We start from the raw sequence: 24,007 nt of genomic DNA, 5'->3' as shown, positions 1-24,007 counted from the left end.
ATTTATGCTAACTGTGTTTGTTTTTTCATCGCAGTTTTAGCATATGCATATGCTAGAGCAATACCGCTGATGTGTAAAAGAAGTGTCGAAGTAGAAAAACCTGCCATATATGCTAAAAAGCTTCCGCTTTGGAACTCTGCACCATGAGCAAATCCATGAAACATTCCGAAAAACGCAATAATTGCAACGATTGCACCCATAGAGATCTTTTTAGCAAAACCGATAAGTGCGAAAACAACTGCTATAGAGAGTAAAATCCCCTCTTCAGTATATGCGAATTCAACACCTGCAAAACCTAAAGTAGCAGCTACAACCATCGCTCCCATAAAAGCAACTAAAAGTACAGCACCTTTTCTAGCCGATGCATATGCAAGCATACCTACACCAACCATTGCCAAGATATGATCAAGCCCACTAATCGGGTGTAAAAAACCACTGCTAAAACCACCACTCTCTAGAGTTGTTGTGTGTCCAAATGCCATAGCTGAAAGAGCCATCAATGCCAATAAGATTTTCATAATGCGTTTCCTTAAAGATGAACTTCTACTCAAAAAATGAATAGTTATTCATTATTCTATATTTTTAAAGTAAAAAGAAAATTAATTTTGCTCTTTTTTGATTATTTTTGTTTATCAAAATAATAATATGCCTGCCCCAGAGCAATTCCCCCGTCATTGATGGGAGTTGTTTGCTGAAAAAAGTATTTTACTCCTGCTTTTTTCAACTTTGATGTTACCAGTTCTAAAAGTGTTCTATTTTGAAAAACCCCACCGCTTAAAATCACTTCCATATGCTCTTGCAAAGCTATTGTAACAATTATATCAGCTAATGTATTAATGAAAAGCGTTGGAAACTTTTTTATCTCTGCATCTTGATCGGATATGTACTTGAAAAAATCTATCTCGATCACACCGTTTTGAAGACTATATTCTAATACTTCTGTTAAATTAACATCATAAATACTCTCACATAAAAGCCCACTTTCACCCTCATAACTTATTTGCTGAGCCAAACCTGCAAATGATGCAACTAAATCAAAAAGACGTCCAACAGAAGAGCTTAGAGGAGCATTGAGATTTTTTTCATAACTTTGGCATAACATCTTTAACTCGGTTGTTGAAAAACTTTTCACACATTCAAGATTAAGCTTACAGACCTCATCAAAATTCAACTTTTCAAACAACAAGCTCAACGCTATACGTCTTGGTTCCTTTATAGCTTTTACGCCGCCTAAAAGTTTAAGAGGTTTAAAGTGGTATTTTCGCTCATCTCCTACAAAAATCTCCCCGCCCCATAAAGTACCGTCATCTCCAAAACCTGTTCCGTCAAAACTGAATCCTAAATAATCATCTACAAGAGCAAACTCAGCTTTTGTTGCATAGATATGTGCTAAGTGGTGTTGCATTGTTTGTAGTGGCAGGTTTTGAGAATTTGCCCATTTTGTACTTAAATAATTAGGATGTTTGTCACAGATAATTTGCTGCGGTTTAAAATCGTAGAATCCTTTAAAACTCTCATAGGTTCTCTCAAAATAAGTAAATGCTTCTAAAGAGTCCAAATCACCTATATGGGGTGAGAGAATAATGTTATCTTCCATTACTAAGGCTATGGAACTTTTTGCATTCGCTCCTACGGCTAAAATATTTTTGTCTGATTTATGGGGTAATTTTACTACTTTCGGTGCGTACCCGCGACCCAATCTTAGCACTTGCATTTTAGAGTCTACTACTTGTACAAGTGAATCATCGATCGCATTTACAATCTCTCGGTCAAAATCTAAGATATGCTCAATAAAAGGGAGTTTTTTCTCTATCTCTTCTTTTGTTGTAATTATCGGTTCTTCACCTAAATTAGCACTTGTAGCAACGATGGGATTTTCTAAACATTCAAATAAAAGATGATGTAACGGTGTGTATGTCAGCATACATCCTATTCTATCTATATTTGGAGCTATAAGCTCTGAGAGCTTTGCATCCGTTTTTTTTCTCACTATAACAATAGGTGCTTCTTTTGAGTTTAACAACTCTTTCTCTTTTGAATCTACCTCTGCAACAGTTTTTACCTGTTCAATATCTTTACACATAAGTGCAAACGGTTTAGTAGGGCGTTTTTTGTACTCTCTTAGCTTTTGAATTACCGTATTGTTTGTTGCATCACATACAATATGAAATCCACCTACTCCTTTGATGGCAACTATTTTCCCCTCTTTTATATAGCGAGCAAATGTTTCTATCTCTCCATCAAGTTTGGGACCGCAGCTGTTGCATGATATCGGCTGTGCATGATAACGTCTACTTGTCGGATCGTTATAATCCGAGGAACATGATGCACACATCTCAAATGCAGCCATTGATGTATTGACTCGATCATATGGCAGTGTTTTTATAATGGAATATCTAGGCCCGCAGTTTGTACAATTTACTGCAAAGTAGTTATGATACTTTTGTTTTGTTTTTAGGTCTTCCAAACACTCTTTACATACTGCAATATCAGGAGATATAAGAGTCATTTTTGTATGTGAGTCATCGCTTTGAAGAATCACAAAACCTTGTTCATCGTTTAAGTCAATAATGTTTGTTTCAATGGAGTCAATATGAGCTAAAGGGGGAAGTTCTCTATGGAGTTGTTTCCAAAAAGCATCAACATCCTGCTTTTTCCCTTGCAGTTCAATTGTAACGCCATCAGCATCATTTCTTACATAACCGCTTAACTTATTTACAAGTGCAGTTTTATATACAAACGGACGAAAACCAACCCCTTGCACTACACCCTTTACAAATAAAGCTTTGCGAATCTCCACTCTTTTCCTTTGTTAAACAATTTCTTGATTCTGATGAGCATCAATTATTCATCTAATGCTATTGCTTTTGAAAAGTAAGGTTTTTGCATCTGAAACTTTGAGAGCATGCGACTATAAAGGACACTGTTTGCAAACATATCTCCCATCATCACAAAATTATCTATATGAAATTTTTTTTGCAGTTGTGTAAGTGTGCTTATAGCCATATCTGCAAACGCTTCAAAAATAGAATAAGCAAGATAGTGCACATCTGTTTCAGCCAGATAAAAACTTATAACGGAACCTAAAAATGATTCGTAATCAAAACCTTGCTCGTTAAAGAACATATCAATTTTCAGTCCGCCGTTGCCTCTAAATTCTAATGCTTTGTCACTTAGTGCCTCAAAACTATGTTCTCTTAACTCTAAAATCACACATAATACTGCAAATAGATCTGTTGAATGCATCTGTTCAAAAGCTGCATAATTTTCTTTTTGATTTGCAAAATTCTCAAGCAGTTTTACACGCTTTGGATCTTCTTTCATCTTTAGCAAGGTTTTTTGAAGATCGAACTTTCCAAGAGATAATACCTTTTTAGCTCCCAATTCATTTGAGACTAAAAAAGAGATTCCATGTGTTGAGAGATTAGCCCCGATAGCAGCTTTAGTAAAACCTGCTTCTTTTTTAATGTTTAAAAATCTGTTGATTACACTCTCTTCATCTAATGTTTCTAGACTTTTCGTTACACCTTTGGCATCTTGAATGATAGTTACATTATCTTGCACAATAACTGCTCTTAAAGGTTTCTGTTCATCAAAAAACAGATACCCGACATCACTCTCTTTTGCATTTAATGCTACCAATGTGCTTTTTAAACTATAAGGTGCTTTGATGTTAATAAAGTTTTTTCCAGTTAACTCTTTGAGAACTTCATCTTTGATCGTTACTTTAATAGTCGGTTTTTCTATACTAAAAAGGACTTCTTGCTCTTTTTGTGTAATATAGAAAAGCTCATTAATTTTTGAAGAATCAACGACTAAGAGTGTATTTTGGTCTGTATAATGGGGTGTATAAGTTGTGTAGTCATCTACTTTAAGACCTTCATTACTATAATGATTACACACTATATTATCATCTAAGTATAACTCACTAGAAGGATTTGTCAGCAGTTCCAAACATTTAGGACATGGAGCTATCTCAAAGTTTTTAGCTATAAAGCCTGATGGTGTAATCTCAAACTCCAACGGCTTTGTTTCGATCTCATCTAGAAAAATAGAATGCGGCAGATATTTTGCACATAGTCTGTCAAATCTCTCTGCCTCATTTTGCTGTGTAGCATCTAATTTCAATGTAATATAGTGCTCATCTTGAGAAACACTACCGCTTATACCACTTTCTTCTATCAAGCTTTGTAAAAAACCTGCAAAATATGTTGTATTGCTATTATATTTTATGAGTTGTTTTATCATATCTGTTCACTTTTTGGATTTGCATAATTTTCTAAAATTGTTTCTAGTGAAACAAGTGTATCATTTTTTCTATACGATATCCCGTTTCTTTCTACTTCATCCATAGCTGCACTTATAAATGCATCGAACTTTTCTTTTAGCTCATCTGTTAATCCAACGCCGACTGTAATGATATCTTTTGGAACTATTCCAATGATATTTACATCTGCCATCTTTTCTAAAAGAGAACAAATTTCCAGCATCTCTACGATCTCAACTTCATGTGCAGTTTGTTTGTAACTTCCAAGCCCCAGTAACTCTTCTGAAGGAAGATTATAAATAGAACCCACACTGTCATCTATAGTCAGAGTATCTAAAATAATCACTTTATCGTACTCTTGATAGTATGGCATTAACCCAAAACCTAATACTCCGCCATCGACTAATGTCACATCATCAAGAAATGTATAATTTTGTTCTATATATTTACTGGCATATACGCCAACCCCTTCATCCTGAAAAATAATTGTTCCCGCGCCTATAATAGCTGTTTTCATAACACCTCTTAAATAAAAAAAGCCAAAAAAGCCGAAACTTTTTTGGCATAAAAAACAGTGATAATATTAGTATATCTTAATTTGTTTTATCTTCAACAAATTTACTTCCACCAACAACGATTGCAATATCCCCTTCTTGCCAGAAGATAGTTCTCCAGATTTGATAATAGATATGAAACATTACCCAAGCTAAAATAAAATACATTGTGTAATGGTGTGAAATTCTTACATCCATAAATGTTCCACCTGTAACTGGTACAGTCCAGTCAGTCGCCAGATGCAATAATGCCGGCCACCAAGAACCGATAGAACTTTCACCACTTTCAAGTCCGTGAACATAAAGTTGCAAACCTGTTAATAACATCCACACAAGGAGTAAATGGAAAATGAAAAAGAATACGGCATTAAAACTGTCACTATGTGAAGAATCAAACTTTTTCACACGGTTAAACGTTATAAGATTCAATGCTACTGCTAAAAACTCCATAATGTTTTTGGGTGTTGGAAGCAACTTTTTATATGCTTTTTCAAATCTCGAACAAAAATACAGATAAGCTACAACCACACTGCTCACATCAAAAATAATTGCTACGATGAAGTGAGCTAATCTATTGTATGCCATCACATATTTATCTGCTGCCGGGTCTGCAATAAAACTCTGGTAATAAGGATGCCCGATATATAATCCTGTGACTACTGCAACAACCATAGAAAGAGCAACCACCCAGTGGTTGATTCTCATGGCTGCCGTCATTCTTTGTACTTTTTTACGACTCATCACAGACTCCTTCTATACGGCGCAGCTTGTTCCAACTTTAAATTGAGCAAGCTCTTTCCCTTTTGTATCGACAATATGAACGGCACATGCTATACATGGGTCGAAACTATGGATAGTTCTTAAAATCTCTAACGGTTGCTCAGGATCTGCCACTTTCGTACCGATAAGTGCAGCTTCATAAGCTCCCATTCTGTTTTTATAATCTCTAGGTGCAGCATTCCATGTTGAAGGTACTACTGCTTGATAGTTTTCAATCTTGCCGTCTTTAATAACTACCCAGTGACCTAAACCTCCACGAGGTGCTTCAGCCATTCCAAAGCCTTTTGCATCTTTACTGACTTCATCAAAATCAAATTCAGTCCAAGTACTTATATCACCTGCTGCAACATTTGCCGCAAGTTCATCTGCCCAACCCATCATTACGTCTGCCATCAAGTTTGTTTCAATTGCACGTGCAGCTGTACGACCGACAGTTGAGAAAATCACCGATGCAGGTGCAGCTTTACCAAGACCAAGAGTTTTACCAAGTTTTGCTAAAAAGTCCGTAGCATATTTTGTGATATTTGGATCTTTTGCAGCAAGACCAACAACTATACGCGCCAACGGTCCAACTTCAACTCTTGTATCATCATAAAGAGGTGATTTAATCCAAGAATACTTCTCGTTTGTTTTGAGATAAGCATTCCCGTCTGCTTTTTTCTCCATCCCTGTATAGTTAGGATTTGTAACTCCGTTAAACGGATGCAGACCTTTATCACCCCCACCTGTGTACCAAGAGTGTGATACATCTTCTGTGATCTTCTCTTGTTCTAACGGATGAAGAGTACTTAGATCACCGTTTAAAACCACCCCTTTAGGGAAAAGTAATGAGGAAGTGTAAAAACCTGTATCATCAAGTCTAAAGTCACCGTAACTCATATAGTTTTTAAGTCCGGCACCTGTTCCATCCAGTGCTTCATCCGCATATACGGTACCAGCCATTAAAACATCCGGTAAATATGCTGTTTTGATAAAGTTTCTAAATTTCGTTAATAACGATTTGAACTCTGCTATACGCTTAGGATTTTGAATATCTTGCACACATGTCACACCACCAACTACCAGTGATTGAGGATGAGGCATTTTCCCACCGAAAATTGCCATCATTTTTGCTGCATCTCTTTGCATATCCAATGCTTGCAAATAATGTGCTACAGCAATTAAGTTTTGTTCAGGTGAGAGTTTATAGTGTTTATTCCCCCAGTACGCATTTGCAAAAATGCCAAGTCTTCCTTGTGCAACAAATTTACCTACACGCTCTTGAATAGCTCTTAAATCACCTTCTCCCGCACCATATGGAGTATCAGTCCATTTCAGTGCTTCTTGAGCAGCTAACGCAGGATCAGCTTTTAATGCAGAAGTAATATCTACCCAGTCAAGCGCATGTAAATGATAGAAGTGAACAACATGGTCATGCACATATAATGCACCTTGAATGAGATTACGTACGATTCTTGCATTTTTAGGAATTTTAAGACCGAATGCATGCTCAACAGCTTCTATACTTCTTTGATAATGCGTTCCTGTACACACACCGCATATACGCATTGCAAGCAAACCTGCATCTCTAGGATCCCGTCCTTTTAGGATTGTCTCAATACCACGGAACATTCCTGAACTTGAGTATGCATCTTTTACAACACCATCATCCCCAATTACGGCTTCTATTCTTAGGTGTCCCTCTATTCTTGTTATCGGGTCAACTATAATATGCTTACTCATTATTCATCTCCTTCTTTTTTTCCAGCTGCTGCACTTATTGCTGCATGAATACCAATACCTATACCTGCTGCCGTTAACAATCCCAAACCAAATTGATCAACCGTTTTTTCAACTCCTCCTGTTGGAGCTTTAAAATGTGTATCTGCCATAGGACGCTCTTGAGCATATTTATCCCAGAATTGCGGCTCAGAACAACCGATACAACCATGACCTACACCAATAGGCCAGTTTGTTCCGCTGTTATAACGAACTATTGAACAGTTATTGAATGTCATAGGTCCTTTACAACCCATTTTATATAGACAGAAGTTATTTTGAGCACCAACGTCACCCCACTCCTCTACAAACTCACCTGCGTCAAAGTGAGCACGTCTTTCACAGTTATCATGAATTCTATACCCAAACGCAAATTTCGGACGATTCAGATGATCTAATTCAGGTACTTGCCCAGTTAAGACAAAATGTAAGATAGTTCCTGTGATATTTGCTGGGTTTGCAGGACATGCAGGAATATTGATAATTGCCTTACCGCGAACTACATCCTGAACACCAACTGCACCTGTCGGATTTGGTGATGCTGCTGGAATACCGCCAAATGTCGCACAAGTTCCCACTGCGACAACTGCTGCACTGTTTGCAGATACACGTTTTAAATGGTCTTCAAAAGTTTCACCTTTTGCACCAATTGTACACCACTCACGTCCTGCTCCTACAGGGATAGAACCCTCTACTACACACAGATACTTTCCTTTGAAAGTTTCCATAGCTTCTTCCAGCTGTCCTTCGGCTTGATGACCTGCTGCCGCCATAAGTGTTTCATGGAACTCTAATGAGATTGTTTCAAGAACTAGTTCATCAATCGTCGGGGAATCAGTTCTTAATATTGCTTCAGAATTTCCTGCACAATCTTGAAGTTCTAACCATATAATCGGTATACGATTCATTAACTCTGTTGCTTTTGCAACCAGAGGGGTAAAACTAGCCGGTAGCATCAAAGCAGCACAAGCAGCACTTGCCCACTTCATAAAATCACGCCTCGAAACACCTTCAGTTTCTAAAACTGAAAGTACCGATGTACGAGAAGCAACTTCGCTTTTTTCAAGTTCTTCCAAACGCTTAGTCATTAACTCCATTAAAGAGTTGTAATAAGCTTCTCCACGGTTCGTATTGACACGTGAACTTTTAGCACTGAACATCTTTGCTAATGACTCTCTTTGTTCTACCATAATACACCACCTCTGCAAGATTTTAAAAATGAATACTCATTCAGTAATTTCAATTGTATGTGAATGAAGCTTTAATATTACTTATAATCTATAAAGTTAATAAAATATTATCTAATAGGAAATAACATGAACAATGATTCAGTTTTTACTAAGAATTAGCTTTGTACAATGAGGATAATTCATAGAAAAGGTGTACCATGAGTTTATCAAGAAGAGATGCCCTCAAAGTTATAGGTTTATCACCGGTTGCTGCTGCAGTTTTATTTTCAAGCAAACCGACTGACATGAATGCAAGTGAAGATGTCAATGGAAAGATTCTAATAGTAGGTGGTGGTTCAGGTGCAATCATGGCACTTTCACGTCTCCATCGTGCTATCAAAAATCCTGATATAACTATCATCGCACCAAATGAGATACATATCTATCAGCCTGGGCAAGTATTTGTTGCTGCAGGAGAGATGGATTATGATGATATCTTCTTAAGCAACAATGATTATATTCCTAAAGACGTTGAGTGGATTAAAGATGAAGTGGCTGCTTTTAATCCGAAAAACAACAGTGTAACTACCCGTGCAGGTAAAGAAGTAAAATACGACTATATGGTCGTTGCGACAGGTATAGTAAATCGTTTTGACAAAATTGAAGGATTAACAAAAGAGGATATAGGTACAAACGGTATTTCTTGTGTTTACCTCAATGATTTAGAAAAAGGAACAGCCAGAGGAGCATCTGAAATGTGGAACTGGTTTAACGACTTAAAAGAAGTTGCCAAAACAAAAAGACCGACTGTAGTCTATACACAACCTGACAGTCCTATTAAATGTGGAGGGGCTCCGCAAAAGATGCTTTATTTAAGTGCCGACTACCTTAAAGAAGCTGGAATCGGCGCAAATTATCAATTTTATACTGGTTTAAAAACTCTCTTTCATTTACCGAAAGTTGCGGAGTCTCTGACAGAAGTACAACACCGTTACGATACGATAGAAACAAAATTTTCCCATTTTTTACAATCTATAGATGTCAAAGCTAAAACAGCTACCTTTGTACATGCATATGAAAAAGAGGTATATGACGAAGATTTTGACGAATATACAAAAGAGAGTGTTTCTGAAGAGGTTAAAGTAACGTATGACTTCATACATGTTGTCCCTCCTATGAGTCCTCCTGAGGCTGTATTGAAATCAGACCTTATAAACGGTATGGGTTGGCTTGATGTTGACCAATATTCATTACAACACAAAAAATATAACAATATTTTCGGTATAGGTGATGTTTGTGGTATCCCTATGGGAAAAACAGGCGGAAGTGCAAGACATCACGGTCCAATATTAACTGATAATCTTATTTCAGTTATGAAAGGAAAAGCACCTAAAGAAAAATTTGACGGTTATACAGTATGTCCGTTAAAAACTCAATACGGAAAGATTATAATGGCGGAGTTTAATTATGAAGGTCCTAAACCGACTATTCCGTTTTTAGATATAGAGAAACCGAGATGGATGTGGTGGGCATTTGACCTTTATATGTTGAAGCCTATGTATAAACATCTTATGTTACCGGGGTATTTTTAAAATACCCCTAAACATGGTAGACTTACTCTTTGCGTAATGCCCTATAAATGTTTTCTGCTATTTCATCCACATATGATTCAAGTTTTTTTGGAAGAACCTTTTCTCCTCTTAAAAAAACCATACCTCCAAGATATCCCATGAAAAGACCAAAGGCACTGTAAAAATCCTGATCTCTAAGATCCCCGCAGTTTATTCCATCTTCAAAATAGATCATAAATTCGGTTACAAAATCGTCTACGCACATCATCCCTTCACAATTGTCTTTAAAAACTTCACGTGTTGAAAGATATATACGTAAAAAATAATCTATCATTGCAGGTTCTGAGATAGCTGTTTCAAAATAGACTTGGACAATTTTTTTTGTTTTTTCTTTTGTAGAGATCTTTTCTCTGTTTATGACCCGTATTTTTTGTCCTAAGTATCTAGAGATATATTTGATAATCTCTTTGGCTAAAATATCTTTTGATTTAAAGTAGTTGTACAGATTGCCGACACTCATCTTTAATGATGTGGCAATATCAGGTATTGTAGTAGTATAAAACCCTTTGCTGGCAAAGAGCTCTAATGCCTTTTGCATTATCTGCTCTTTTTTTTGTCGTTTTCTTGGAGTTAATTCACTTAGTTCTGTCATAAAGCGAATTATAACACTATCTTACTTGCTAGTTGCTAAGTGCTATTGCGTCTATCTCCACAAGTGCATTTTTAGGTAAAGTCTTTACTGCTACAGTTGAGCGAGCCGGTTTGTGAGTACCGAAAGCTTCAGCATATACTTCATTTACCGTTGCAAAATCATTCATATCTGCTAAAAATATAGTTGTTTTAATTACTTTGTCCATAGCACTGCCTGCTTCAGTTAATACAGCCTCTAAATTTCTCAGTACCTGTACAGCTTGTACGACTACATCTTCATTTAGTAAGTCATCGCTTCCGTCTGGCTTTAAAGCAATTTGCCCAGATGTGTAAACCATTCCGTTTGCTACTACTGCTTGTGAGTATGGTCCGATTGCCGAAGGTGCGTTGTTTGTTTGTACGAATTTCATCTATTTTTCTCCTTATTTACTAACTTTATCTTCATGTTCTTCAAGTGCAGTATCCATAAATGTCTCAAAACATTCAACACCTCTATGCCCTAAAGATTCAAATACTATTTTTCCGTTCCCCTCTACAAAGTAGTGTCTAGGGACAGGTGTTGTTTCAAAATACTTAGGTACAAAATCTCTATCTCTTGAGATATGTACTACTATAAAATTCTTTGCTAACTTTTCTTTGATAACATCCTCTTGTAAAGTCGTATTTTCAAATTTTCTACACCATCTACAATTATCAGACGTTAAAAGTACATATAAAATTTTATGCTCTTGTTTTGCTTGTGCTAAAGCTTTTTTATAATCATGTGGCCAGTCAATCCCTGAACCAAATAACGATAAAGCAAATAGACAAATCAAAATAATTTTTTTCATTTTACTTATCCCAAATCTCAATCAGTGTTTTAAACACTTGACACAGTTCTTCAACCTCTTTTTTAGAAGTTCTCTCATTTACGGAGTGAATAGTGTCATTTTTCACGCCAAATTCTACCACATCTACACCAAATGCTGAAATGAAACGTGCATCACTTGTTCCACCGGCAGTAGAGTGTTTCGGTTTTATGTTTGTAACTTTTTTGATTGCTTCATCAATTTTTTGAACAATCTTCGTATTTGTATCCGTTTTGAAAGGATACGATCCTTGTGTAAGTTCAAGTTCGTATTCAAGTTCGCCAAGATATTTATCTACAAATGCTCTGATCTCAGCTTGTGTCGTTTTTGTATTGTTACGTACGTTAAACATCATTTTAAGCTCATTCGGTGTTACATTTGTCACCTGCATACCTGCACGGATATCAGTGACTACAAATTTTGACGGTGCGAAATGTTCATCACCGTTATCAAGATCAACACCTGCCATTTCACCAAGAACTTTTGAAAGCTGATGGATTGGATTGATCGCTTTTTCAGGATATGCAGCGTGTCCCTGCTTTCCTTTAATAGTTAAATAACCGTTAATAGAACCACGGCGCCCTACTTTAATAGCATCTCCGAAATTCTCTTCACAAGTAGGTTCAGCTACAACACAAAAATCAGGTAACATTTTTTTCTCTCTAAGAGATTCTAAAACCTTTACCGTACCGTTGATCGCATCACCCTCTTCATCGGATGTTAAAAGTAAAGAAAGCGTCCCTTTAAAGTCCGTTGTATCGCGAACTGCCTGAGTAAATGATGCTACACCGCTTTTCATATCTTGTGTACCGCGACCATAAATATAGCCGTCTTTTTCTACCGCCTGATATGGATCTGTATCCCATCCTTTTCCGGCAGGAACTACATCAACATGTCCCGCAAAACAAAGATGATCACCTTCACCGTATTTCTTATAGATAAAGAGGTTCTTTACATCTTCAACATCAACTCTTAGTGCTGTGAATCCCGGTAGATAATCTTCAATAAAAAGAAGTAAGCCACCATCATCGGGTGTTTCACTTTTAGAGTTAATCATGTATTTAAAGAGTTCTATAATCTGCAAAACTAGTTTCCTGCGTTTCCATATTTTAATGTTCTCAGAGCTGCTTCTTCATCATCTTGACGCATTAATGACTCACCTACAAGGAAAGCATCAACACCAGCTTTGCTTAAATCTTCAAGTTGTCCATGCTCATAGATACCGCTCTCCGCTACAATCACTTTTCCGTTTGGAATAAGCGGAATTAATTTATACGACAGTTCCATATCCATCTCAAACGTTTGAAGATTTCTATGATTAATACCAATAATATCACTTCCCGCATATATAGCTTTTACAAGGTCAGATTTGTCATGAACCTCAACCAAAGCTTCCATACCCAAGTGTCTTGTATATGCTAAAAGTTCTTTTAATTCACCCTTTGAAAGTGCTGCGGCAATAAGTAAAATAAAGTCTGCACCATACACAAGTGCTTCTAAAATTTGATATTTTGAAACGATAAAATCTTTTCTTAGTAACGGAATACCCACATATCTTCTAATACCAGCTAAATAATCTAAACTTCCTTGGAAAAAATGAGGCTCTGTTAAAACAGATATTGCACTCGCCCCACCTCTTTCATAACTTTGAGCAATTGCAAGGGGATCGAAGTTTTCACGAATAACACCCTTTGATGGAGAAGCCTTTTTTACCTCAGAAATAATTCTATACGGATCTTCTTCAGTTGCAGTAAGATATGGAAATACATCACGCGGTTGTCTTGCATTAAAAGCGAGTGAACGCCCAAGCCAATCCATAGAATATTCTGCTTCTCTTTTTGCTAAGTCTTCTTTTGTTTTCTTGATAATATCATCTAAAATCATTTATTACTTTTTCCTCTTTGAATTTTATTTTTTAAACACTGGTTAATTTTTTTCATATGCATATCCACTTCCGGGTCATCGCCACCTTCGAGTTTTTTGACCTTAAGCATCAGTTTTTTTGCCTTTTTGCATTGTCCGAGTTTATAATAGCCCCAAGCTAGTGAATCTAAATAGTATCCTGAATCGGGTTTTACTTTTAATACCTCTTTGATATATTTCATCCCCAGTTTTACGTCTATCTCATGATCAATCAGGATATATCCTAAATAATTTTTATAAAGACTGTCACTGTTTTGTTTCACAACTTTTGTAAGTTTGTCAATAACACTGTCTAAAACTTTTTTGTTAAGATCTTTTTTATTTGCTTCATACTCATAAATAGCACTTTGTCCAAGATATTCAAGTGAACCGTCATTTTTATAAAGCTTATCTGCTAGAATAAATGCTTTTTGAAAATCTCTTGCTGAGAGATATAGCTGTAATAACAATGCATCATCTTCACCGCTCTCTTCTAAAAAGTTCATCAACTTTATGTAGTCTCTATTGTATCCGTAAATTTGAATGATTTTTTTTGCTATTTCACTATCTTTTGTCAAAGCATATTTACGTTTATAAACACTCAGTAAACCTTCAATATTATTTTCATTGCTATATATACCTATAAGTCTGTTACATATGAGTTCTGAACAGCCATGCACCCTTGTATGAGTTTCTAATTCTGCTATAGCATCTTTTTTTCTTGAAAGATTAATGTATAAAATAATCGCCATCTTATCAAGAATTTTTTCATCATATTCTTTTGCATAAGCACTTTCAAGATATTTAAGAGCATCTTCATATTCATGATTTTTGATATATACATCTGCAGTTAAAATATAATCTTCACTTTTTTGTGTCTTCTTCGCCAATGCCAGTGCCAAACTTTTGGCTTCTGGAATCTTCTGCAATTCTGCCAAGGATGCAATTTTATATCTGAGAAGCTGACGCTTATCTTTTAAAGTTTCTTCTAAATACTTGTTAACAAGAGTTACAACATCTTCATAATCTTTAGCCAAATATCTATTTTCTAAAGAGCGTATAAGATACTCTTCTTTTTGAGATTTTTGATAAAGTTTTTCAAATAGTTCTGCTGCTGTTTTATAGCTTTTTACCTGCTCGGCACGAAGAGCGAACATAATATACGCATCTTCCTGAGCAAATACTTTTTTATTTGATGCAGGTGCTTGTTGCTGCATTGTTGAACAAGCCGTAAAGAGAACAGTAACAAAGAAAATTAGAAAAATTTTATACATCAACTATCCCTGGGCACTCATCTTTTACTTCTTGTACCCTTGTTTTAAAATAGTCCCAAAACGGAAAAGTTCTACATTGAGTTGGACGTGCTTCATAAATCTTACATCCATTGGTTTCTCGATCATAAAAAACACACTCGTAAGAGTCTCCGATTTGATTCTCTTTAATAGAGTATTTGTACCCTGTTTTGAAGAGATATTTTATCGCAAAATCATTAACATCCATCTCTAATAGATCTGCAATGGCAAAGATCTCATCTTTTGTGACATAAATATATCCGCTCTCCCCTGTGCAACATCTTCCTTCACAAGTTTCACATGCGGAAGGATTAAATGCGTACGGAAAGCCCTCTTGTTTCATTAAATCTGACATTTTATACTCTGTGTATTTGCTTTTTTATATATCTCTTTTGATTCATCGCTTTGTTCATTTCCTATAAAACTGACAAAAGGAGGCCATACCTTCATTAAAGCGTTTGAGCCGTTTCTTGCATGCACCATCACTATGGATGCCGCGCGATCAACTTTAGGATGAACAAAACGTACATCTACAACTCTCATTTTTACTTTTGCAAGTTCTGCACATACAAGTCCAAACTGTGTTGCATCATAACAAAAAATAAAATGAGATTTCGGTTTTAAAAGCTGTGAAACTTTTTTAAAAAACTGCTCCATCGGTAGATTTACATCATAACGTGCATGAAACAGCATCTCATTATCGCTTCTTTGTGCACCTGAAGGATAAAATGGAGGATTTGAAATAATGTAATCATATTTTTCATCAACTTCCAAAGAGGTGAAATCTGTATGATACACCTTATACTCAATTGAGTTTTCCTTCGCATTTTTCTCGGCATACTGAACAAAAGCTTCTTGTTTTTCAACAGCTTCTAAACTAACTTTTTTATTATCTCTTGCAACTAAAAGTCCAACTACACCACATCCGGCACCAACATCCAAAACTCTTCCTTTTGGATTGAACTGATTTATAAAATCATATAAGAAAAGAGAATCGCTGTTGTAACAATATCCTTCATCAGGCTGGTGTAAGATCATTAAACCCCTTAAAGTGCACTATGATATAATTGTGACATTATATCAAAAGGGATTTAAAACAAAATGATAATTATTCCAGCAAGACTTGCTTCAACAAGATTTCCAGAAAAAGTAATAGCCGATATCGGCGGTTTACCTATGGTTGTAAGGACTGCAAAACGTGTTGAGCATTTAGATAACGTTGTAGTTGCTGCAGATGATGAAAAAATAGTTGAAATTTGTGAAGCTCACGGTGTAAAAGCCATGTTAACGTCTACTACCCATAAAAGTGGAACTGACAGAATTCACGAATGTGCAACTCTTCTTAATCTGCCTAATGATGAACTCATTATCAACGTACAGGCAGATGAACCTTTTATTGAACCGGAAGTTGTAAAATCTTTACAAACAAAACTAAAAAAACTACAAGAAGAGAACGAAGAGTTCATTATGGGTAGCTGTTATAACGCTATTAATGCCGAAGCTGCAGAAGATCCAAATCTTGTTAAAGTAGTTTTAAATACAAATGGCAATGCTATATATTTTTCAAGAGCAAAAATTCCTCATAATGCAGGTGGCGGAGCAAAATATTTCGGACACATTGGAATCTATGGATTTTCTAAAAAAAGTCTGCAAGAGTTTTGTAATCTTGGAGATGCTCCAATCGAAGATATTGAAAAGCTGGAACAACTGCGTGCCATCTATCATGAGAAAAAAATAGCTATGGTAAAAGTAGCGTCAACAGGTTTTGGAATCGATACGAAAGAAGATCTTGCAAGAGCTATAGAGATATTTTTAAAATAATTTTACAAGTGGGATTGCACCACTTGTTATTTATAGGAAGTTTTGAGACAATATTGTCTTAAGCTTTTCAACCTCACTATCAATATCCATATCACCTTTAAAGATATCATGTACAGAATAAGTTTGTAACGGCTTTGCACCACAAAACTGAAAAGTCTTATGGACTGCAACATTAGCTTCATCAAGAGTAAGCCCATCAAAAAAACCTTCTTTGTTATCAAACTCTGATGCCGGACAGTTATATGTCAAACTTAACATATATTTTTTCTCTTTCATAAGCCCGCCTGAACCGTACTTTTTAGAAGAATCATCTTGGCTTCTACCGTCATTCATATAAGTGACTCTCCCCGCACCTCCAGAGAATACCTCATCTATATATTTTTTTGTGATCCAAGGTACACCCATCCAAAATACAGGATATTGTAATATTATGTAATCTGCCCAGGCAAACTTTTCAATCTCTTCTTGAACATCATAATCACTTTCAACTATGCTGTTTTTTACCTCAAATCCATTCTTTAAACAAAATTCATTTTGTGCATCGATAAAGGTTTGTGTTAATTTTCCTTCGGCTATATTATCGTATCTTTGATGTCCGTTTATTATTAGCACATTTGCCATAACATTCTCCTATGCTTTTTTTAGAATATCTACAATTGTTTCTTGACTATAAATATCTCCCATACCCCAAAGTATAGCTAATCCTGCTGCATTTTTAGCAATCTCCCCTATATCCTCTCTAGGAATATCTGCTTGTTCTAGTGAAACAGGTGAGCCTATCTTTTCAAACCATGCTTCAAGTGCTCTAATTCCTGCTTCTGCACCTTGAAGATTAAACACTTCTTTTGCAAAACGTTCAAACTGAGGAAGATTTTTTTCCTTATACCACTTCATCCATGCAGGAATTACAACTGAAAGTCCTGCACCATGAGGTACATTGTAAAGTGCAGACAATGCATGCTCAATCATATGATTTGGAAAATTTCCGCCAAAAGTTCCTGAAGGAGTAAGACCATTGAGTGCTTGTGTAGCTGCCCATGCAAACTCACCTCTTGCATCATAATTATCTGGATTTTCTATCAAGTTCTCTGTCGTTTCCATTATAGTTTTTATAATAGCTTCTACGATTCTCGAATTGAAATTTGGATGTGACGTGGCAGTAAAATAAACTTCTATAGTGTGTGCAATTGCATCAACTGCCGAATATGCAAGATAATCTTTACTTACTGTTGCCATTAACTCGGGATTGATAACAGAGACTATTGGATTTACAAGCACAGATGAGATTGAATATTTTTGTTTTGTATCTTCCTTGGTAATAACTGAATTTCCGTTCATCTCACTGGCAGTTGCAGCAAGTGTCATTACGGTAAATACCGGAAGTGCTTCTGTAATCTGTGCTTTTTGGATAAAAAAGTCCCAGACATCTCCATCATATTTTGCACCTGCAGCAATAGCTTTAACAGAATCTGCAACAGAACCGCCTCCTACACCAAGGACAGCCTGAATCTTTTTATCTTTAGCTATTTGTATACCCTCGTACACTTTATCTAATGATGGATTACTGACAATTCCGCTAAGTTCTTCAAATTCAAGACCTGCTTTTTTAAGAGAGGCAATAGTATCATCATACAAACTGCTTTTTTTTATACTTCCTGTACCGTAAACTAACAATACACTGTCATATCCAGCCTCTTTTATATAGGTACCTATATTTTTTTCTTTACCCTTACCAAACTCTATTTTAGTAGGATTATAATATGTAAAATCATTCATAATACTTCCTCATCTTTTTATGAGAAATAATATAGCATATAATCTTAACAAACGAATAACACAATAAATAAAGTAAAAATATAAATATGCTAAAAGCGGTACAAAGGAAAATTTTTAAAGAGTAATTGAAATGTTTTAAAGAAAGAAAAATTTATCCATCTCAAAAAAAGAGATGGATAAACTTAGAAGGAGTGTAATTAGATGTTATCACGAATTCCTAAAGAGCTTACAAGAGCTTGGTAACCATCTTTGTTAGTTCTTTTGAAATATTTCATAAGACGACGACGTTGACCAACTAATTTAAGTAGTCCAAGACGTGATGCGTGATCTTTTTTAAACACTTTTAAGTGTTCTGTTAACTCTGCAATTCTATGTGTTAAAAGTGCAATTTGAACTTCACTTGAACCAGTGTCGTTTTCGTTGCGACCATATTTTGCAATAATCTCTGTTTTTTTAGCCGAATCTAAAGCCATAATAGCCTCCTGATAGGTATAATAATCTAACTCCAATGCAATTGCAGAAAAGTTGAAGCGCAATTATACCAAATTTTTCTTTAAATTTATTTATATACATATTTAAGGCTTTTTAGCTATAATAATCATCAAAATATAGTTATTAAAGAATATAAAGATGTTAATTACAAAAGCAAGTGAATATGCAATACTTTCATTAATAGTTTTATCATCCGCAAAAGAGCCTATGGATAGCGAATCTTTATCAAGAGAATTGGCAATTTCTAAAAGTTTTTTAGCAAAAATTCTTCAATCACTTGCAAAAGCCGAGATATTAAAATCATATAAAGGTGTCAAGGGCGGGTTTGCACTCAACAAAGATCCTAAAGAGATTACAATGCTTGACGTATTGTCTCATGTTGAGAGCAAAGCACCTGCAGTTTTTGACTGTTCCCCCTCAGAAAAAGATTGTCCATCTGATCGAGCAAATATGTGTTCTATTTGGCCGTTTTTAAATAAACTGCAAAACAAAATAGATGATTTTCTTAAAGAACTTACATTAGCAGATATATTAAAAGATTAGATTGACGAGATAGATACATTGGCGAAAAAGAAATTAACTGTAAAACAACAAATCGGTACCAGCCTTAACTTTTTACTCGGACAACGTGACTTAAGTGTTGTTGTCTTTGTAATGGCTATTTTGGCAATTATTATCGTACCGCTTCCATCATCAGTACTTGATCTGTTACTTACAGTCTCTATGGCTATGGCGGTTTTAATACTACTGATATCGCTTTATATTCCAAAACCGACAGATCTGACAACTTTCCCGACACTAATTCTCATTCTAACTCTATTTAGGCTTGCACTTAACATTGCAACAACCAGAATGATTTTAAGTCACGGTTATGAAGGTCCAGAAGCTGTGAGTGATATTATCACCAGCTTCGGTAACTTTGTAGTAGGCGGGAACTATGTAATCGGTATTATTGTTTTTGCTATTTTGGTAATTATCAACTTTATGGTTGTTACCAAAGGTTCTACAAGGGTTGCAGAGGTTGCTGCTCGTTTCGTACTTGATTCAATGCCTGGAAAACAGATGGCAGTTGATGCGGATCTTAATGCCGGTCTGATTGATGACGCAGAAGCAAAAAGAAGACGTGCAGAAATTCTTCAAGATGCAAACTTTTATGGGGCAATGGACGGTTCTTCAAAGTTTGTTAAAGGTGATGCCGTTGCCGGAATCATCATTACACTTATCAATATTATCGGTGGATTTTTAATCGGTGTATTTCAATATGATATGAGTGTAAGCGATTCAGCTTCAACATTTACACTACTTACTATCGGTGATGGTTTAGTGGGACAAATTCCAGCACTTATTGTTTCAACTGCTACAGGTATTATGATTACTCGTTCATCAAGTGACGGTGATAATTTTGCCGAAGGTACTATTAATCAAATGGTGGGTAATGCCAAGATCCTTATGATTGTAGGCGGAATTATGGTTCTTTTTGCTCTTGTACCTGGACTGCCTACTGCATCAATGGGACTTATCGGTATCTTATTTGCACTTCTTGGCTGGTCAATTTATAAATACGAAAAAGGTGAACTCTCCATCTTAGATGTTGAAAATATTTTAACGTCTAAAGAGAGACAGGCTCAAGAGGATCAGGAAAAACTCAAACCGAAAAAGTCTCAAGATGAGATCCGTCAAGAGGAAGAAAGTGCCCTACAGGACATTTTAAAAGTGGAGATGTTGGAACTTACACTCGGTTACCAACTTATTAAACTAGCAGACTCTTCTCAAGGCGGGGATCTCTTAGAACGTATCCGTTCTATGAGACGAAAAATTGCAAGTGATTACGGTTTTTTAATGCCTCAAGTACGTATTCGGGATAATTTGCATCTTCAGCCTACACAGTACCAAGTACTTTTAAAAGGTGTTGTAATCGGTGAAGGTGAAATTATGCCTGACAACTTTTTAGCAATGGATAGCGGTATGGCTACGGGTGGTATACAAGGTAAAGCTACTAAAGAGCCTGCTTTTGGTTTAGATGCCCTATGGATTTCACCGTCAGATAAAGAAGATGCAATTATGAACGGTTATACGGTTGTAGACCCTGCAACAGTTATCTCGACACACATGAGTGAACTTATCAAACGTAATGCCGAAGAGCTTCTTACTCGTCAAGAGGTCCAATCGCTTATTGATAAAATTAAAGATGATTATCCTGTTATTATTGATGATGTGCTTAAAGTTGCCAATATAGGTCTTATTCAACGTGTACTTAAAGCGCTTCTACATGAGAAAATTCCTCTCAAAGATATGCTGAATATTTTAGAGACTATAGCAGATATTGCTGAGTATACAAAAAATGTTGAACTCATTACTGAACAAGTAAGAGCTAAGCTCTCTCGTGTAATTACACAAATGTATTCAGGTGATGACGGTGTTATTCGTCTTTTAACCTTTGATACGCAGACTGAGCAGATGCTTTTACAAAAATCTCAAGAGCAAGACGGTGTAAGAAACATTATGCTCAATGTCGGTGAAATAAATGCACTGATTCAAGCCGTCAGTACGAAAGCGGCTGAAGTATTACAAAAGAATATTTCACCTGTTATCGTAATTGTAGACCCGCAAATACGTCGTGGTGTTGCAGAAATTTTTGAAAAATTTTCACTCGATATAGTAACACTTTCTCATGCAGAGATAGATTCAAGTGCAAGTTTTGAAGTACTCGGTTCAATTTCAATGGAACAAAACAATTAATAAGGAAAAAAATGCAAAATAGAATAGTCCACCATTTATCACATGTTGATTTGGATGGTTATAGTTGCCAGCTTGTAATGAGATATACACCCTATACAAAATATAACTACAATGCCAACTATGGAGCAGAAGTAAAAGCAAAACTTGAAGAAATTTTGGAAAAAATACAAAAATCTAACGAAAGTGCTTTTATACTTATCTCCGATCTGAATCTTACTGCCGATGAGTCTAAATGGCTGGATCACGAAGTTAAAAAACTTAATGAGAATAAAAAAGATGTTAAAGTACAACTTCTTGATCACCATGGAAGCGGTGAAGAGAGTGCTAAAAAATATGACTGGTATTTTCTGGATACTACAAGATGTGCTACAAAAATAGTATATGACTATGTGAAAGAAAACTTTTCATTTGATGAACCTAGTTGGATGGAAAAGTTTGTTAACATTGTAAATGCTGTAGATCTTTGGAAACAAGAGGAAGAAGAAAACTTTGAATATGGAAAAGTTTGTATGCGCCTTGTTACTGAAACAAGAGAGCTCAACCGTGTAATGTTCCCTATAGAAGATACAGAATACAAACTTGCTCTTTTACATGAAGCGGTAAAATACATAGATGAAGAAAATGCTCCTATTATTTTAGATGAAAAAATCCATTCACTAAAAAAGGAATTCTTTAAAAAAGAAAATGACAATACTTTAGATAATCTAGCTACTGAATATATAGTTGATTTACTAGGTAATGCAAAAGCTGAAAAGACAATCTATTATAAAGGCTATAAAGGATATCTTTCTTACGGCGTGGGGAACACTTCTATTATCGGAAACGGTTTTTTAACAAAGTTTCCAGAATATGATTTTATTGTCGATATAAGTTACAGAGGGACAATGAGTTTACGAGCTAATAACAATGTAAGTGTAGCTCAAATTTCCAAAGAATGGGTAGATGGTGGTGGACACCCTAATGCTGCAGGTGGAAGGATTCAAGGTTTTAAAGAACAGTTCCGTTATGATAAAGTTAAAATACAATTGGAGTCAATTATTGCTAAAAAGGAATCTGTTGCCGGAGAATTAGAGTACAAAAAGATCTAATTTCTTGCGAGAGGAAAAGGCATCGTAATGGGTGAGATAAACTTAGTCAAATTAAAAAAGTACGCTTCTTTATGTAGTGTTCTTTATGTTGAAGACGATAAGTATACCCGAGAAAAAACAGAAACTTTTCTAAAAAAATTTTTTAACGATATCGTTGTAGCACAAGACGGTGAAGATGCACTTGAAAAGTATAAAAGCAGAGACTACGACATCATTATTACGGATCTTTTTTTACCGCAAATTGACGGACTAGAGTTAATTAGCTTTATAAAAGAAAAAAACAATGAACAGCATGTCGTAGTAACTTCTGCCTATGTTGACAGTGAAATTCTTATGAAACTTGTTAATTTAAACATTGATAAATTTGTTGAAAAACCCTTCAAAAACAAACAATTTCTTTTCGTTCTCTATAGAGTTTCCAAATCTATTTATAGTTTTAAACAGAAAAAAATTCTACAAGATGAACTCGAAAACTTATCTAAAAATGCTCAAATCATTATAGATGCAACACCTATCGGAATCGTTACAATTCAAAATAATGAAGTGCAAATGGTAAATAAAGCATTTTTAGAGATCGGAGGATTTGATTCCTTTGAAACCTTACAAATAGAGATGCCTGATATAGGAATGCTTTTTGATGATGCCCAAGAGTGTATCAATGCACAAACAAATGAAGAATTCATTCATCAAATGCTTACATTCCCAGAAAACAAAAAACAAGTAAGGATCCTTAACGATCTAAATACTAAAGAGTATAAAGTCACTATTTCGGAACTTGAAGGCGAAAATGGCTATGTACTCACTTTTACAGACATTACAGCTATCCATAATGCTCTTTATACTCATTCTTATACACACATTCCTAATAAAAACTTTCTGATCGAAAAAATAGATTTATTACGTAAAAGTAATTCTAGCCTCTATATGATATTGCTAACCGTAAAAAATTTTCAAAATATTGAAAAGTGGTATGGGGTAAAAGAAGCAAAACATGTAGAAGTTGAATTTTCCAATTTAGTACAAAAATCTACAAAAAAAGTAGATATAAAATACTTTATTGGCTATTTTGAACAAAATCAACTGGTTATCATTCCTGATCAAAGTGATCTCAAAAATATACAAAAACTTATGAACTCTTTGAGAGACTTAAGAATTTCAAATGTAGATCTGTCTCAAAATCATTTCAGTTCGGCTACGGATTTTTCATTAAATATATTACAGAAACTTGTTAAAGTTTCTGATGAAGAGATAACAGATATAGAAGCAACTCTTTTAAATGAGTTTGAACTTCTTTAAAAA

The 24,007-nt window shown here is 35.4% G+C and carries 24 protein-coding genes; 6 read left to right on the top strand and 18 right to left on the bottom strand.

Features of this window, described 5'->3' with window-relative positions:
* Nucleotides 1-2: 2 nt before the first annotated feature.
* The 7 genes from P6N22_RS00905 to P6N22_RS00875 form a co-directional block, all read right to left on the bottom strand.
* Complete coding sequence (locus P6N22_RS00905) at nucleotides 3-518, bottom strand: HupE/UreJ family protein (RefSeq protein WP_280329288.1); 516 nt, start codon at nucleotides 516-518, stop codon at nucleotides 3-5.
* A 101-nt stretch (nucleotides 519-619) separates the two neighbouring features.
* A complete protein-coding gene (gene hypF / locus P6N22_RS00900; protein WP_280329286.1) occupies nucleotides 620-2,800 on the bottom strand; it encodes a carbamoyltransferase HypF in 2,181 nt (726 codons plus the stop codon).
* Between the two features lie 44 nt (nucleotides 2,801-2,844).
* On the bottom strand, nucleotides 2,845-4,248 hold the full coding sequence (locus P6N22_RS00895; RefSeq protein WP_280329284.1) for a hydrogenase: 1,404 nt from the start codon (nucleotides 4,246-4,248) through the stop codon (nucleotides 2,845-2,847).
* Nucleotides 4,245-4,784: a HyaD/HybD family hydrogenase maturation endopeptidase gene (locus P6N22_RS00890; protein ID WP_280329282.1), complete on the bottom strand. Its 540-nt coding sequence runs from the start codon at nucleotides 4,782-4,784 to the stop codon at nucleotides 4,245-4,247. Before P6N22_RS00890 ends, P6N22_RS00895 begins: the two co-directional genes overlap by 4 nt.
* Before the next feature lie 76 nt (nucleotides 4,785-4,860).
* Nucleotides 4,861-5,562 (bottom strand): cytochrome b/b6 domain-containing protein, encoded by a 702-nt coding sequence (locus tag P6N22_RS00885; protein WP_280329281.1) that lies wholly within the window; start codon nucleotides 5,560-5,562, stop codon nucleotides 4,861-4,863.
* A gap of 12 nt (nucleotides 5,563-5,574) precedes the next feature.
* Complete coding sequence (locus P6N22_RS00880; RefSeq protein ID WP_280329279.1) at nucleotides 5,575-7,323, bottom strand: nickel-dependent hydrogenase large subunit; 1,749 nt, start codon at nucleotides 7,321-7,323, stop codon at nucleotides 5,575-5,577.
* A complete protein-coding gene (locus P6N22_RS00875) occupies nucleotides 7,323-8,549 on the bottom strand; it encodes a hydrogenase small subunit (RefSeq protein WP_280329278.1) in 1,227 nt (408 codons plus the stop codon). The genes P6N22_RS00880 and P6N22_RS00875 overlap by 1 nt, the downstream gene beginning before the upstream one ends.
* A gap of 197 nt (nucleotides 8,550-8,746) precedes the next feature.
* On the opposite strand from P6N22_RS00875, the gene P6N22_RS00870 reads away from it, so the two are divergent.
* Nucleotides 8,747-10,120 (top strand): FAD/NAD(P)-binding oxidoreductase, encoded by a 1,374-nt coding sequence (locus P6N22_RS00870; RefSeq protein WP_280329277.1) that lies wholly within the window; start codon nucleotides 8,747-8,749, stop codon nucleotides 10,118-10,120.
* A 22-nt stretch (nucleotides 10,121-10,142) separates the two neighbouring features.
* Here the strand turns inward: P6N22_RS00870 and P6N22_RS00865 are convergent, their stop codons facing one another.
* Genes P6N22_RS00865 through P6N22_RS00830 form a run of 8 tightly spaced genes read right to left on the bottom strand, consistent with a single transcriptional unit; the run spans nucleotide 10,143 to nucleotide 15,830 of the window.
* Nucleotides 10,143-10,751, bottom strand: a complete 609-nt coding sequence (locus P6N22_RS00865; RefSeq protein WP_280329274.1) for a TetR/AcrR family transcriptional regulator — start codon at nucleotides 10,749-10,751, stop codon at nucleotides 10,143-10,145.
* Nucleotides 10,752-10,779: 28 nt separating this feature from the next.
* On the bottom strand, nucleotides 10,780-11,160 hold the full coding sequence (locus tag P6N22_RS00860; protein ID WP_280329272.1) for a RidA family protein: 381 nt from the start codon (nucleotides 11,158-11,160) through the stop codon (nucleotides 10,780-10,782).
* A gap of 12 nt (nucleotides 11,161-11,172) precedes the next feature.
* Nucleotides 11,173-11,580, bottom strand: coding sequence for a thioredoxin family protein (locus P6N22_RS00855; protein WP_280329271.1), 408 nt, complete (start codon nucleotides 11,578-11,580; stop codon nucleotides 11,173-11,175).
* Nucleotide 11,581: 1 nt separating this feature from the next.
* A complete protein-coding gene (gene dapE / locus P6N22_RS00850) occupies nucleotides 11,582-12,682 on the bottom strand; it encodes a succinyl-diaminopimelate desuccinylase (RefSeq protein WP_280329269.1) in 1,101 nt (366 codons plus the stop codon).
* A 2-nt stretch (nucleotides 12,683-12,684) separates the two neighbouring features.
* Nucleotides 12,685-13,482, bottom strand: coding sequence for an indole-3-glycerol phosphate synthase TrpC (trpC, locus tag P6N22_RS00845; RefSeq protein WP_280329267.1), 798 nt, complete (start codon nucleotides 13,480-13,482; stop codon nucleotides 12,685-12,687).
* Complete coding sequence (locus P6N22_RS00840; RefSeq protein ID WP_280329266.1) at nucleotides 13,479-14,774, bottom strand: hypothetical protein; 1,296 nt, start codon at nucleotides 14,772-14,774, stop codon at nucleotides 13,479-13,481. The genes trpC and P6N22_RS00840 overlap by 4 nt, the downstream gene beginning before the upstream one ends.
* Nucleotides 14,767-15,147, bottom strand: a complete 381-nt coding sequence (locus P6N22_RS00835) for a YkgJ family cysteine cluster protein (RefSeq protein WP_280329264.1) — start codon at nucleotides 15,145-15,147, stop codon at nucleotides 14,767-14,769. The genes P6N22_RS00840 and P6N22_RS00835 overlap by 8 nt, the downstream gene beginning before the upstream one ends.
* A complete protein-coding gene (locus P6N22_RS00830) occupies nucleotides 15,135-15,830 on the bottom strand; it encodes a methyltransferase (RefSeq protein WP_280329262.1) in 696 nt (231 codons plus the stop codon). The genes P6N22_RS00835 and P6N22_RS00830 overlap by 13 nt, the downstream gene beginning before the upstream one ends.
* Nucleotides 15,831-15,893: 63 nt before the next feature.
* On the opposite strand from P6N22_RS00830, the gene kdsB reads away from it, so the two are divergent.
* Nucleotides 15,894-16,613, top strand: coding sequence for a 3-deoxy-manno-octulosonate cytidylyltransferase (gene kdsB / locus P6N22_RS00825; RefSeq protein ID WP_280329261.1), 720 nt, complete (start codon nucleotides 15,894-15,896; stop codon nucleotides 16,611-16,613).
* 30 nt (nucleotides 16,614-16,643) lie between these two features.
* Here the strand turns inward: kdsB and P6N22_RS00820 are convergent, their stop codons facing one another.
* The 3 genes from P6N22_RS00820 to rpsO all read right to left on the bottom strand — a co-directional run bounded on the left by P6N22_RS00820 (nucleotide 16,644) and on the right by rpsO (nucleotide 18,862).
* Nucleotides 16,644-17,234, bottom strand: coding sequence for an NAD(P)H-dependent oxidoreductase (locus tag P6N22_RS00820; protein ID WP_280329259.1), 591 nt, complete (start codon nucleotides 17,232-17,234; stop codon nucleotides 16,644-16,646).
* Nucleotides 17,235-17,243: 9 nt separating this feature from the next.
* Complete coding sequence (locus P6N22_RS00815; RefSeq protein WP_280329257.1) at nucleotides 17,244-18,389, bottom strand: iron-containing alcohol dehydrogenase; 1,146 nt, start codon at nucleotides 18,387-18,389, stop codon at nucleotides 17,244-17,246.
* A 197-nt stretch (nucleotides 18,390-18,586) separates the two neighbouring features.
* On the bottom strand, nucleotides 18,587-18,862 hold the full coding sequence (rpsO, locus tag P6N22_RS00810; protein WP_280329255.1) for a 30S ribosomal protein S15: 276 nt from the start codon (nucleotides 18,860-18,862) through the stop codon (nucleotides 18,587-18,589).
* Between the two features lie 157 nt (nucleotides 18,863-19,019).
* Here rpsO and P6N22_RS00805 point away from each other — a divergent pair, with 157 nt between their 5' ends.
* Genes P6N22_RS00805 through P6N22_RS00790 form a run of 4 tightly spaced genes read left to right on the top strand, consistent with a single transcriptional unit; the run spans nucleotide 19,020 to nucleotide 24,004 of the window.
* Nucleotides 19,020-19,424: an Rrf2 family transcriptional regulator gene (locus P6N22_RS00805; RefSeq protein ID WP_280329253.1), complete on the top strand. Its 405-nt coding sequence runs from the start codon at nucleotides 19,020-19,022 to the stop codon at nucleotides 19,422-19,424.
* Nucleotides 19,425-19,475: 51 nt separating this feature from the next.
* Entirely contained in the window at nucleotides 19,476-21,620 is a 2,145-nt protein-coding gene (gene flhA, locus P6N22_RS00800; RefSeq protein WP_280330463.1) for a flagellar biosynthesis protein FlhA, read from the top strand.
* A gap of 11 nt (nucleotides 21,621-21,631) precedes the next feature.
* Nucleotides 21,632-22,708, top strand: a complete 1,077-nt coding sequence (locus P6N22_RS00795; RefSeq protein WP_280329250.1) for a phosphoesterase — start codon at nucleotides 21,632-21,634, stop codon at nucleotides 22,706-22,708.
* Between the two features lie 27 nt (nucleotides 22,709-22,735).
* The gene (locus P6N22_RS00790) at nucleotides 22,736-24,004 is read left to right on the top strand and encodes a response regulator (protein WP_280329248.1); all 1,269 of its coding nucleotides are present in this window, start codon (nucleotides 22,736-22,738) and stop codon (nucleotides 24,002-24,004) included.
* Nucleotides 24,005-24,007: the final 3 nt, after the last annotated feature.

Origin of the sequence: Sulfurimonas sp. C5 (assembly GCF_029872055.1) — a bacterium.
Classification (GTDB): domain Bacteria; phylum Campylobacterota; class Campylobacteria; order Campylobacterales; family Sulfurimonadaceae; genus Sulfurimonas.
The sequence above is the reverse complement of the archived record's forward strand: the minus strand, read 5'-3'. Positions and strand labels throughout refer to the sequence as shown.